Genomic DNA, 11,266 nt, shown 5'->3' on the forward strand with positions numbered 1-11,266 from the left:
TGCTGGCAGCGACCGCGTCGCCCGAGCGACGCTGAATTGGGGTGGCTCGTGAGCACGGCGTGCAGCCGCGCGTTAGGCGGCACGACGCAGCGATGGATGGCGGTGGTGACAAGGACAGCAGCGAGAGCGCAGCGGCTCGCGTCTGCCCGCTGACCCAACGGCTGTTGCACGGCGCAGCTCGTGCACATGGTGCTGGTGTGCGGTTCAGGGCCTCTTCTTTGGTGACTTTCTTCTGGCCCCGCAGAAGAAAGTTACCCGGCCGCCGGGACGGACCCCCGGCAATGCACCGAGCAAACACCGCACTTCATCAAAGCAACCCAGAGCCGAACAGCCAAAGCACATGACCGCCACCGCCCCCCAAGAACACGCCGCGCTGGCCGCCGCTACGCCAACCCCGCTGCTGCAGGTCCGCAACCTCACCCTCGAATACCGCAGCGAAAACAAGACCATCCGCGCCACCCACGAAGTCAGCTTCGACGTCCACCAGGCCGACCGCTTCGTCCTCCTCGGCGCCTCTGGCTGCGGCAAGAGCAGTCTGCTCAAGGCCATCGCCGGCTTCCTCCCGCCCCACTCTGGCGACATCCTTCTGCAAGGCAGCGAGATCAAAGAACCCGGCCCCGACCGCGTCGTCGTCTTCCAGGAGTTCGACCAGCTGCCGCCCTGGAAGCGCGTCCTCGACAACGTCGCCTTCGGCCTCATCGCCTCGCGCCAGTGCGGCAAGGACGAAGCCCGTGACCGCGCAGCCGAAGCGCTGCAAACCGTCGGCCTGACCCGCTTTGCCGATGCCTTCCCTCACCAGCTCAGCGGCGGCATGAAGCAGCGCGTCGCCATCGCCCGGGCCCTGGCCATGCGCCCCCGCGTGCTGCTGATGGACGAGCCCTTCGCGGCGCTTGATGCGCTGACGCGCCGCAGCCTGCAGGAGGAACTGCTGCGCCTGTGGAAAGAGCTGGGCTTCACGCTGCTCTTCGTCACCCATTCCATCGAAGAGGCACTGCTCATCGGCAATCGCATCCTGCTGCTGTCGCCCCACCCGGGCCGCGTGCGCGCAGAGCTGAACGCGGACGCCTTCGAGATCGCCAGTGTCGGCAGCGCCACCTTTCAGGCCCAGCAGCAGCGCATCCACCGTCTTCTTTTCGAGCCATGAGCGACGTCCACCCCGCCAGACCCGAGTTCGAGCGCGCACTGCCGCCGCTGCCCGCCTTTGCCTCGCTCGCGCCCCTCAGCCGCCTGCAACGCCTGTGGCGACGCGACGGCATCCGCCAGATCGTCGTGCTGGTGCTCATCGCCGCGCTGTGGGAGATGGCCGCGCGCTGGGCCGGCAACGACCTGCTGCTGCCCGGCTTCCTGCAGGCGGCCCAGGCCTGGTGGACCGACCTGCGCAACGGCGAACTGCTGACGCGCACGGCGGCCTCGCTGTCCCTGTTGCTGCGTGGTTATGCGCTTGGCGCGGTGCTCGCCCTGACGCTGTCGGCGCTGGCGGTTGCCACGCGCCCGGGTCGCGATGTGCTCAATACGCTGACGGCCTTGTTCAACCCGCTGCCGGCCATCGCGCTGCTGCCGCTGGCGCTGCTGTGGTTCGGCCTCGGCTCGGGCAGCCTCATCTTCGTGCTCGTGCACGCGGTGCTGTGGCCGCTGGCGCTGTCGACGCTGTCGGGCTTCCACGGCGTGCCCGAGACCCTGCGCATGGCCGGCCGCAACTACGGCCTGCGCGGCATGCGCTATGTGCTGCAGATCCTCGTGCCGTCGGCGCTGCCGGCCATCCTGTCGGGCCTGCGCATAGGCTGGGCCTTTGCGTGGCGCACGCTGATCGCGGCCGAGCTGTTCTTCGGCGCGTCCTCGGGCCAGGGCGGCCTGGGCTGGTACATCTTCCAGAGCCGCAACGAACTGCTGACCGACCGCGTCTTCGCCGGCCTGGCCACCGTCGTGATGATCGGCTGGCTGGTGGAGCGCTTCGTGTTCGACACCGTCGAGCGGCTGACGGTGCGGCGCTGGGGCGTGCAGCGCTGAGCGGTGTCAGCCTCGCTGTTTCAGCGGCGCTTGCGCGCGGCGCCGGCCAGGGCCAGCGCCAGGCCGGCCAGGGCCAGCGAGGCCGGTTCGGGAACCGTGCCGCCGCTCTGCTGCAGCGCTGCGGTCCAGCTGGCACCGACGCGGTTGGCCGACACGTTGTTCGCCCAGACGCAGGCGCTCTTGCCGGTCAGGCAACTGGTCTCGTTGCTGGCGTTGTTCCACCAGCTACCGAGCTGGGCCCCACCCCAGGAGGTGAGGACACCGGTGCCGGAAACGCCGCTGGTCCAGTTGCCGGCCGCCAGCACGTTGCCGAGCGCATCGGTGCGGAAGGTGCCGCCGCTGCCCGGGAGGCTGATGACCGCCGACTCGAGCCACCAGCCAGAAGCGCCCTCCTGGCGAAATGACACGAAAGTGAAGTCCGCCCAGGTCTGCGACGCGGTCGAGGTGCCGCCGTTGTCGACGACGATGGTCGTCTTGTAGCTTTCGCCAATCACGGCGCCGGGCACGGTGGTGGCGGCCCTCACGGTCGTGACCCAGGTCAGCGCGACGGGGGCGGCCTGGGCGGGCACGGCATGCAGCGCGAGGGCTGCGGCGCAGCAGAGCAAGTTGAGAGCGGGTTTCATGGTGTTGTTCCGAGGCGGCTGGGCAGGCCGGCTACTTTTAAGAATCTAGCTGCGGGAAGCAGCGAGCATGCCATCGCCGGCCCGGTTGTCAGTCAGGTCGACACCCGCAAACGCAGGTGTTGGCGACGCGGCCGCAACGGCCCTGAATTCGGCTGGAACCGGCTGTTGCAACTTGGCGCCCGCCCACATGGCGTGCCCGGCCATCGCTACCTAACATCGCGATTCCACTCACCCATCTGAACAGGAGAGCGCCCGTGGAAACCCAGGAACTGCATCGCGGCCGGCTGATCGACCACATCCAACTCGTCGTGCGCGATCTGGCGGCCAGCCAGCGCTTCTACGAGGCGGTCTTCAAGGTGCTGGAGATCCCCATCGGCGGCACGGGCGACAGTTATTTCTGAGCCGATGAACTCTTTGTGTCGACCGCCCAGAGCGACGCCGCGCAGGGCGAGCTGACCGGGCGCGTGCATATGGCTTTCCAGGCCAAGGATCGCGCCACCGTGGACGCCTTCCACAAGGCGGCTCTGGCCAGCGGCGGCAAGGACCATGGCGCCCCCGGCGAGCGGCCCTACCACCCGGGCTACTACGCCGCCTTCGTGCTGGACCCCGATGGCAACAACATGGAGGCCGTCTTCCACGGCGAGGCCAGGCGGAGTGCAGCGTCGGTCAAGGTGACCTTCTGAGCGCCGCCGGGCCGCTCAAGCGGGCTCAGGCCAGCGCGTCGCCCAGGTAGCGGGCCGTCCGGCTGCCCTGGGCGCGCGCCACCTGCTCCGGCGTGCCGCAGGCCACCAGCCGCCCGCCCTCGGCGCCTGCTCCGGGGCCGATGTCGATGACCCAGTCGCAGGCCGCCACCACGCGCATCTCGTGCTCGACGACGACAACCGTGTTGCCGGCGTCCACCAGTCCGTTCAGCTGCGCCAGCAGCTTGTCCACGTCGGACGGATGCAGGCCGGTCGTCGGCTCGTCCAGCACGTAGAGGGTGTTGCCGCGCTGGGCGCGCTGCAGCTCGGTGGCGAGCTTGATGCGCTGGGCCTCGCCGCCGGAGAGTTCGGTGGCGGGCTGGCCCAGGCGCAGATAGCCCAGGCCGATCTGCTGCAGCAGCGTGAGCGGCCTCGCCAACGCGGCGTCCTCGGCGAAGAAGCTCAGTGCCTCGTCCACCGTCATGCCCAGCACGTCGGCAATGCTCCTGTCGCGCAGGCGGACCTTCAGCGTGGCCTCGTTGTAGCGCGCGCCGTGGCAGGCTGGGCAGGGCGCGTAGACGCTGGGCATGAAGAGCAGCTCCACGCTGACGAAGCCCTCGCCCTCGCAGGTCTCGCAGCGGCCCTTGGCGACGTTGAAGGAGAAGCGTCCGGCGTCGAAGCGTTTGGCGCGCGCCGCGGGCGTGGCGGCGAAGAGCTTGCGCACATGGTCGAACAGGCCGGTGTAGGTGGCGAGGTTGGAGCGCGGCGTGCGGCCGATGGGTTTCTGGTCGACCTGCACCAGGCGGCGGATGTGCTCGGCGCCGGCAGCGATGTGGCCGTGCGTGACCTCGCGCGAGGGGCCGTCCGCTTCGTCGTCTTCTTCAGCGTCCGGCGCAGGGGGCTCGTGGCCGAGGACCTGGCTGACGAGGTCGACCAGCGCCTGGCTGACCAGGCTGGACTTGCCCGAGCCCGAGATCCCGGTCACCGCGGTAAAGCTCCCGAGCGGAAAGGCCACGTCGACGACGCGCAGGTTGTTGCGTGTCACGCCGGCCAGCTTGAGCCAGGCGTGCGGCATGCGGCGCAGCGGCCGCTCCGGCGCGATGCGCGGGAACAGGTAGGCAGCCGTGCGCGAGGCCGTCACCCCCTCCAGGCCTGCCGGCGGGCCGCTGTAGAGCACCTCGCCGCCCAGCTCGCCGGCGTCGGGGCCGACATCGACGATCCAGTCCGCCTCGCGCATCAGGCCCAGGTCGTGCTCGACGATGAAGAGGGAATTGCCGGCCGCCTTCAGGTCCCGCAGGGCGTGGAGCAGCGCCTCGCCGTCGGCGGGATGCAGGCCGGCGGAGGGCTCGTCCAGCACGTAGATGACGCCGAACAGGTTGGAGCGGATCTGCGTGGCCAGGCGCAGGCGCTGCAGTTCGCCGCTGGACAGCGTGGGCGTGCCCCGGTCCAGCGACAGATAGCCCAGGCCCAGGTCGTTGAGCGTGGTGATGCGCGCCAGCATGTCGTGGGCGATGCGCTGGGCGGCGATGAGCTTTTCCTCCGACAGGTTGGGCGTGCGGCGCACGTCGGGCGCGGCCGCGTGGGCGTTGCCGCCGGCGGCCACGCGCTGCGCCGTGTGCGCCTTGGACGTGGCCCTGCTGACGCCGTGGCCCTGTGAGGCGGCATGGGCCGAGCCAGCGGCCGCCGGGCGCAGCACCTCGGCCAGCGCGCGCAACGGCATGCGCGACAGCTCGCCGATGTCCAGCCCCTCGAACGTGACCGACAGCGCCTCGCGATTGAGCCGCTTGCCCTCGCAGGTCGGGCAGTCGCTGGCCACCATGTAGCGCGACACGCGGCGCTTCATCAGTGCGCTCTGCGTCGTCGCGAAGGTGTGCAGCACGTATTTGCGCGCCCCCATGAAGGTGCCCTGGTAGCTCGGTTCCATGCGGCTCTTCAGCGCGGCGCGCGTCTCGGCGGGCGTGAAGCCGGCATACACGGGCACGGTGGGCTGCTCATCGGTGAACAGGATCCAGTCGCGCGTCTTTCTCGGCAGGTCGCGCCAGGGCGTGTCGACGTCGTGGCCGAGCGTGACGAGGATGTCGCGCAGGTTCTGGCCATGCCAGGCCGGCGGCCAGGCGGCGATGGCGCGCTCGCGGATCGTCAGCGACGGGTCGGGCACCATGGACTGCTCGGTCACCTCGTAGACGCGGCCCAGGCCGTGGCAGCCGGGGCAGGCGCCTTGCGGCGTGTTGGGAGAGAAGTCCTCCGCGTACAGCATGGGCTGCTTGGGCGGGTAGTGGCCAGCGCGCGAATAGAGCATGCGCAGCAGGCTGGACAGCGACGTGGCGCTGCCCACCGACGAGCGCGCGCTGGGCGTGCCGCGCTGCTGCTGCAGGGCCACCGCAGGCGGCAGGCCGTCGATGCTGTCGACCGCCGGCACGCCCACCTGGTCGATGAGGCGGCGCGCATAAGGTGCGACGGACTCGAAGTAGCGCCGCTGCGCCTCGGCGTAGATGGTGGCGAAGGCGAGCGACGACTTGCCCGAGCCCGACACGCCGCTGAACACCACCAGCGCGTCGCGCGGCACGTCCACGTCGACATTCTTCAGGTTGTGCTCGCGGGCGCCGCGAACGCGGACAAAGCCCTGCTGCGGGCCACTGGTTTTTGCCATGCCGAAATATTCGCCGCCTTGGAGCGGGCCGCCTGTAGGACTCGCGCTGATCCCGCGACGCACCCGATGCGGCAGCCGGCGGCATTACATGAAGGTACTCGCATACGATCCCGGCGCCGTTCCGGCAGCGCCTCCGAGCATCCTCCCGATGAGCCACACCCCCGACCCCCAACGCTACGAACGACAGCCCTACCGCCGCAGCGGGCGCAGCGGCCTGCTGCTGCCCACGCTGTCGCTTGGCCTGTGGCACAACTTCGGCGATGTCGACCGCTACGACACCGCGCGCGAGATGGTGCTCGGCGCCTTCGACCGCGGCATCACGCACTTCGACCTCGCCAACAACTACGGCCCGCCGCCCGGCTCGGCCGAGCTGACGATGGGCCGCCTGCTGGGCGAGGAGCTGCACGCCCACCGCGACGAACTCATCATCTCCACCAAGGCCGGCTACCGCATGGGCCCGGGGCCCTACGGCGAATGGGGATCGCGCAAGTACATGCTGGCCAGCCTGGACGCGAGCCTGAAGCGCCTGGGCCTGCCCTACGTCGACATCTTCTATTCCCATCGCCCCGACCCGGACACGCCGCTGGAAGAGACCATGGGCGCGCTGGACCATGCGGTGCGCAGCGGGCGTGCGCTGTATGTGGGCGTCTCCAACTACTCGGTTGAGCAGACGCGTGAAGCCAGCGCCATCCTGCGCCGGCTGGGCACGCCCTGCGTCATCCACCAGCCCCGCTACAGCATGCTGGACCGCTGGGTCGAAGGCGGCCTGCTCGAGACGCTCTCTGAGGAAGGCATCGGCTGCATCGCCTTCTCGCCACTGGCCCAGGGCCTGCTGACGGAGCGCTACCTCGCCTCGGCCATCCCGGCCGACTCGCGTGCAGCCAAGGGCGGCTTCCTGAAGCCCACCGACGTCACCCCCGGCCGCGTCGCAGTGGTGCGCGCGCTCAAGGCCTTGGCCGATGCGCGTGGCCAGACGCTGCCGCAGCTGGCATTGAGCTGGGTGCTGCGCCACCCGGGCATGACGTCGGTGCTCGTCGGCGCCAGCCGGCTGGCGCAGATCGACGATGCGCTCGGCGCGGCCAACGGCGCGCCGTTGACGGACGAGGAACTGGCGACGGTGGAAGCAGCGCTGCGCCTCGAAAAGCAGCCGGCCTGAGGCCGGGTCATGCTTGGCGCGGTGTCGACGCACCGTGCCAGCCTGTCCCAGCGCTTCCCGCTGGAGTGACATCCGTTGACGCGCGTTGAGGCGTGCGAGCAGCGAGAGAATGACGGCCCCAAGCCAGCCTGCCCCTATCGACGGCTGGTGCCGCCAGACTGCTCATGACCGACGCCCAATACACGACCTTGCCGCAGTGGCCCAACGCTTATCCGTCCAGCGGCGCCAGTGCCACGTTGAAGCTCCTCAACGAGGATTTCATCGTGACCGAACTGCCGCTGCAGCTGCCCGCCGGTGAGGGCGAACACATCTGGCTGGACATCGAAAAGAACGGTGCCAACACTGCCTTCGTCGCCCAGCAGCTGGCCGAGGCCGCCGGCGTGGAGGAACGGGACGTGGGCTACGCGGGCCTCAAGGACCGCTACGCCATCACCCGTCAGTGGTTCAGCATCTATCTGCCAAGCGGCAAGCACGGCGAGACGCCCGACCTGACCCTGCTTCAGCACGCGGAGTTCAAGGTGCTGAGCCAGAGCCGCCACGTGAAGAAGCTGCGCCCCGGTGATCTGCAGGGCAACCGGTTCCGCATCGTGCTGCGTGAGGTGACCGGCGACCCGGATGCAATGAAGGCCATCGAGGCCAATCTCAAGGCCGTGGCGTCGCATGGCGTGCCCAACTACTTCGGCGCTCAGCGTTTCGGCTTCGAGGGCGGCAACGTCGAGCAGGGCCGGGCCATGCTTGCGCGCGAAATCCGCGTGCGCAACCCGAAGAAGAAGGGCATCTACCTGTCGGCGGTGCGCTCCTTCGTCTTCAATGAAGTGCTGGCGCTGCGCATTCGGCAGGGACTCTGGGGCAAGACCCTGCCAGGTGACGTGATGGACGAGGCGGGCCGGCCGACCGGACCGCTCTGGGGACGGGGCCGCGTCACTACCACCGGTGAAGCGCAGGCGCTGGAGAACGGCGTGGCTGCAAGTCATGCCACCTTGTGCGACGGCATGGAGCACGCCGGCCTGGACCAGCAGCGCCGCGCCCTGGTGGCCAGCCCGGCGGACATGTCATGGGAATGGCCCCAAGCCGATCAACTGGTGCTCACGTTCTCCCTGCCCGCCGGGACCTACGCCACGTCCGTTCTGAGCGAAATACTCCGCACCACGGAGCCGGACCGGCACACGGAGAACGAGTCCACCGCCGTCGAATGACGGTGTCGTCGCCTCAAGCGGTTGCCGCGCGGTGCTGCACAGCTCAGTTCGCCGCGAAGCAATACAGCAACCCCGCCCCACCCGTCGCCACCAGCTTGGGCTGGCTGCAGCCGCGGCTGCCGTGGGCGGAGTTCCACGAGGCGTTGCCGCCGCCGGTGCGGTCGAAGTGGCCGACTTGCACGGAGCCATCTTCGGCGTCGCTCGTGTAGTTCCGGCAGGTCTTGTCGGCACCTTCGGGGAAGGCTCGGCCGTCGGGCGTGGAGCCGGTCAGGATGTCGTGCTCGTTGGGCGTGTCGCCGGCGGCCTTGGGGCGCTCGCCTTTTTCGGTCAGCGCGGTGTTGCGCGTCAGGTTGCTGCCGAGCTGGGCCAGTTCCACGGTGTCGCCGTGCAGGTGGGCCACGTCGCGCGCCACGGGCTGGCCGCGCACGTTGGTCCAAGGGCCCTTGCCGATGCGGTCGCGCGCGTTGACCGCGTTCGCGCCCTGCGTGCTCAGGTAGGCCTTCCAGCTCTTGAACGGCGTGCCGGCTGCGGTGGCCAGCTTCTGGCAATGCGCATCGGCGCCTTCCAGGCCGCCGTAGTTGGCGCCGTTGCCACCGCCCACGCTGGTGACGAAAAAGGTGAAGGGCGGGGGCGGCGGTGCGCTCGCGGCACCGGCGGGCGGGGTCTGGGCTTGTGCGTTGAGGGCAAGCAGGGTGGCAGTGGCGAAGAGCAGTTTTTTCATGATCAATTGCTGTTGCGGAAATCGTCGTGGCAGGCCTTGCAGGTCTTCTGCAGGGCGGCGAGCTGGGCCTTGACCGCGGCGACGTCGCCACCCTGGGCGACGCGGGCCAGCTCGGAGGCTTCCTTGCCGAATGCGGCCTGTGCGGCGGCCGCACCGGCGGTGTCGCTGAACAGCGTCGCCTTCACGGTGGTGTCCTTCCAGCCCTTGCCGGTCTCGGTGCCGGGCGGGAAGAGCGACGGCAGGCCGCTGTTGGCCAGCGCCGCGATGGCGTTGGCGGCGCGGACGACCTCGTCCTTGTTGTACGTGCCATCCACATTGGCCTTCACACGGCCAGCGTTCCAGGCGACGACCTGGTAGGTGGACTGGCGCCACTTGATGAGCTGTTCGGGCTTGGGGGCCTGCTGGGCCTGGGCGGCGGTGGCGAGCAGCGCCGCGGTGACGAGGAAGCGTGATTTCATCGTTGCGTTGGGTGGTTGGGGAAATGGAATCAGCGGCCTGCCAGGCGCTCGACCTCGGCGAGCACCGCGGCCACGTTGGCGGCCGGCGCGAGGCCGCCCACGGTGGCGACGACGCGGCCGTCCGGCCGGATGACGAAGCTGGTGCGCTCGGCGCGGGCGTGGGTGATGTCCTGGCCCTGGGTCGTCTTGCGGCCGGCCGGCGTGGCGGTGGTGGCAATGTCGAAGGCGCGGGCGATCTGGCCGTCGGCATCGGAGGCGACGGTCAGCTTGCCGGCGCAGGTTTCGGGGTCGGTGGAGAACTCGCGCAGCCGCAAGGGCCTGTTCACATGGCGGCAGCGGGCCGCGTTGTGACCAGGAAGCCCGCGAGCAAGGCGCAAACCGCAGCCGGGCTGGTTGCCCGGCGAGGATTTGCAACGCCGCGCGCGGGCTTCCTGGCCACAACCCGGAGGGAAGGCCAGCAGGCAGAGGTCACTCCGCGTTGCGCCGCTTGCCCGCATATCAATGCGGGCGGCGCGTCGCGCCTTGATTGGCCTCCGCCTGCTGGCCTTCGCGGCCCACTGCCGCCATGTGAACAGGCCCTGAGCCGTCGCCCGACACGCCGATGACGCTGGCGCCGGCGGCGGTGAAGCGGGCCAGGTTTTCGGCGAATTCATGCGCCTGCAGGTTGCAGCCGCCGGTGTAGGCGGCCGGGTAGAAGTAGACGACGACGGGGCCCTTGGCGAGCGCGTCCTTCAGCTGCACGTCAACCGTCTTGCCGGCCAGTGCGGCGGTGGCCTTGAAGTCGGGTGCGGCGTCGCCGGGTTTGAGGGCGGCGTGGGCGCTGGCCGCGAGGGCCAGCAGCGAGAGGGCAAGGGTGATCTTCATGGGCGTTACGGGAGTGGCTTGTAGGGGTCGTGGCAGTCGTTGCAGGCCAGCGCGATGGCACGGGCCGACTGGGCGGCGGCGGTGATGTCGCCCTTGGCCACAAGGACGGGAATAGCGGCCGCGAGCTTTTCGCCGTCGCGGGAGAAGCCGACGGCGTCTGCGGCCGGGTAGTCGCGCTCGAAGTACAGGGCCATGTCGGCGTAGAGCTTCTGCAGGGCCTGCGCGTCGGCGACCGCCGCGTCGTGGCGGCCAGCGGCGAGGTGCTTCTGCACGGTGACTGTCTTGGCGTCGACGGCTCGCATCCACGTGTTGAGTTCGTGGCGCGAGGCGGCCTGGGTCAGGGGGGCGGTGAGGAGGGCCGCGGTGACTGCTAGGGCAAGGCGCTTCATTTCGGTTTCTTGTAGACCTCGTGGCAGGTCTTGCAACTGCGGGTGAGATCGCTGAGGTGGTCCATCGCGGCGTCGTAGTTGTCGGCCTGGACGGCGGTGGCGATGGCGTCGGCATGGGCCTTGGATTTCCGCGAGAACTCCACGCCGCGTTGCGCGTCTGGTTTCGCGCTGAAGTGGTTTTCGACCTGCTGGAAATAACGCGCCAGTTCCTTGGCGTCGCCCAGGGCTTTCTTGTTCTGCAGGCTGATGCGCGAGTCGAGGTTGTGCAGCGTCTCTTCGGCGTCGCGCATGTCGTCGGCGGTCAGGGCTTGGGCGGCGATGACGCTAGTCACGATCAATAGCGGGAGAAGGGCAGCGAGGGTGGGGCAGGGGCGCATCGGATTGGGTGTTGGTATTGCTGTTGTCTTGGTATTGGTTGCTTTGGCGGGGTGCGGTGTTTGCTCGGTGCATTGCCGGGAGTCCGTCCCGGCGGCCGGGTAACTTTCTTCTGCGGGGCCAGAAGAAAGTCACCAAAGAAGAGGC

11 protein-coding genes and 2 pseudogenes are annotated in these 11,266 nt (G+C 69.3%); 5 read left to right on the plus strand and 8 right to left on the minus strand.

The annotated features are described in order from the left end of the window. The first annotated feature begins 340 nt into the window (after window positions 1–340). Both AC0IZJ_RS23005 and AC0IZJ_RS23010 read left to right on the plus strand, forming a co-directional pair. Window positions 341–1,144: an ABC transporter ATP-binding protein gene (locus AC0IZJ_RS23005; protein ID WP_471853898.1), complete on the plus strand. Its 804-nt coding sequence runs from the start codon at window positions 341–343 to the stop codon at window positions 1,142–1,144. Beyond that, a complete protein-coding gene (locus tag AC0IZJ_RS23010; protein ID WP_471853899.1) occupies window positions 1,141–2,007 on the plus strand; it encodes an ABC transporter permease in 867 nt (288 codons plus the stop codon). Before AC0IZJ_RS23005 ends, AC0IZJ_RS23010 begins: the two co-directional genes overlap by 4 nt. Before the next feature lie 20 nt (window positions 2,008–2,027). On the opposite strand, the gene AC0IZJ_RS23015 is transcribed toward AC0IZJ_RS23010, so the two are convergent. Next, window positions 2,028–2,630 carry a PEP-CTERM sorting domain-containing protein gene (locus AC0IZJ_RS23015; RefSeq protein WP_471853900.1) on the minus strand — a complete coding sequence of 201 codons (603 nt, stop codon included), beginning with the start codon at window positions 2,628–2,630 and terminating at the stop codon, window positions 2,028–2,030. A gap of 254 nt (window positions 2,631–2,884) precedes the next feature. Here AC0IZJ_RS23015 and AC0IZJ_RS23020 point away from each other — a divergent pair. Next, window positions 2,885–3,313 (plus strand): annotated as a pseudogene (locus tag AC0IZJ_RS23020) (VOC family protein). Between the two features lie 25 nt (window positions 3,314–3,338). Here the strand turns inward: AC0IZJ_RS23020 and AC0IZJ_RS23025 are convergent. Then, window positions 3,339–5,960 carry an excinuclease ABC subunit UvrA gene (locus tag AC0IZJ_RS23025; protein WP_471853901.1) on the minus strand — a complete coding sequence of 874 codons (2,622 nt, stop codon included), beginning with the start codon at window positions 5,958–5,960 and terminating at the stop codon, window positions 3,339–3,341. A 148-nt stretch (window positions 5,961–6,108) separates the two neighbouring features. Here AC0IZJ_RS23025 and AC0IZJ_RS23030 point away from each other — a divergent pair, with 148 nt between their 5' ends. Continuing rightward, on the plus strand, window positions 6,109–7,116 hold the full coding sequence (locus AC0IZJ_RS23030) for an aldo/keto reductase (protein ID WP_471853902.1): 1,008 nt from the start codon (window positions 6,109–6,111) through the stop codon (window positions 7,114–7,116). A 164-nt stretch (window positions 7,117–7,280) separates the two neighbouring features. Then, on the plus strand, window positions 7,281–8,312 hold the full coding sequence (truD, locus tag AC0IZJ_RS23035; RefSeq protein ID WP_471853903.1) for a tRNA pseudouridine(13) synthase TruD: 1,032 nt from the start codon (window positions 7,281–7,283) through the stop codon (window positions 8,310–8,312). A 43-nt stretch (window positions 8,313–8,355) separates the two neighbouring features. Here the strand turns inward: truD and AC0IZJ_RS23040 are convergent, their stop codons facing one another. The 6 genes and pseudogenes from AC0IZJ_RS23040 to AC0IZJ_RS23065 form a co-directional block, all read right to left on the minus strand. Then, window positions 8,356–9,036: a lectin gene (locus AC0IZJ_RS23040; RefSeq protein WP_471853910.1), complete on the minus strand. Its 681-nt coding sequence runs from the start codon at window positions 9,034–9,036 to the stop codon at window positions 8,356–8,358. Beyond that, window positions 9,036–9,491, minus strand: coding sequence for a c-type cytochrome (locus AC0IZJ_RS23045; RefSeq protein ID WP_471853904.1), 456 nt, complete (start codon window positions 9,489–9,491; stop codon window positions 9,036–9,038). The genes AC0IZJ_RS23040 and AC0IZJ_RS23045 overlap by 1 nt, the downstream gene beginning before the upstream one ends. Before the next feature lie 29 nt (window positions 9,492–9,520). After that, window positions 9,521–9,817, minus strand: a complete 297-nt coding sequence (locus AC0IZJ_RS23050; protein ID WP_471853905.1) for a peroxiredoxin family protein — start codon at window positions 9,815–9,817, stop codon at window positions 9,521–9,523. A gap of 259 nt (window positions 9,818–10,076) precedes the next feature. After that, window positions 10,077–10,355, minus strand: a pseudogene (locus AC0IZJ_RS23055) (redoxin domain-containing protein); the annotation flags it as partial. A 5-nt stretch (window positions 10,356–10,360) separates the two neighbouring features. Further along, the gene (locus AC0IZJ_RS23060; protein ID WP_471853906.1) at window positions 10,361–10,744 is read right to left on the minus strand and encodes a hypothetical protein; all 384 of its coding nucleotides are present in this window, start codon (window positions 10,742–10,744) and stop codon (window positions 10,361–10,363) included. After that, window positions 10,741–11,076, minus strand: coding sequence for a hypothetical protein (locus AC0IZJ_RS23065; protein ID WP_471853907.1), 336 nt, complete (start codon window positions 11,074–11,076; stop codon window positions 10,741–10,743). Before AC0IZJ_RS23065 ends, AC0IZJ_RS23060 begins: the two co-directional genes overlap by 4 nt. Window positions 11,077–11,266: the final 190 nt, after the last annotated feature.

The sequence above is a fragment of the Roseateles sp. AC306 genome, assembly GCF_979253795.1.

Excerpts from the sequence above, each read along its gene's own strand:
- AC0IZJ_RS23005 (WP_471853898.1), top strand. The coding sequence starts at position 341 with ATGACCGCCACCGCCCCCCAAGAACACGCCGCGCTGGCCGCCGCTACG.
- AC0IZJ_RS23010 (WP_471853899.1), top strand. The coding sequence starts at position 1,141 with ATGAGCGACGTCCACCCCGCCAGACCCGAGTTCGAGCGCGCACTGCCG.
- AC0IZJ_RS23015 (WP_471853900.1), bottom strand. The coding sequence starts at position 2,630 with ATGAAACCCGCTCTCAACTTGCTCTGCTGCGCCGCAGCCCTCGCGCTG.
- AC0IZJ_RS23025 (WP_471853901.1), bottom strand. The coding sequence starts at position 5,960 with ATGGCAAAAACCAGTGGCCCGCAGCAGGGCTTTGTCCGCGTTCGCGGC.
- AC0IZJ_RS23030 (WP_471853902.1), top strand. The coding sequence starts at position 6,109 with ATGAGCCACACCCCCGACCCCCAACGCTACGAACGACAGCCCTACCGC.
- truD (WP_471853903.1), top strand. The coding sequence starts at position 7,281 with ATGACCGACGCCCAATACACGACCTTGCCGCAGTGGCCCAACGCTTAT.
- AC0IZJ_RS23045 (WP_471853904.1), bottom strand. The coding sequence starts at position 9,491 with ATGAAATCACGCTTCCTCGTCACCGCGGCGCTGCTCGCCACCGCCGCC.
- AC0IZJ_RS23060 (WP_471853906.1), bottom strand. The coding sequence starts at position 10,744 with ATGAAGCGCCTTGCCCTAGCAGTCACCGCGGCCCTCCTCACCGCCCCC.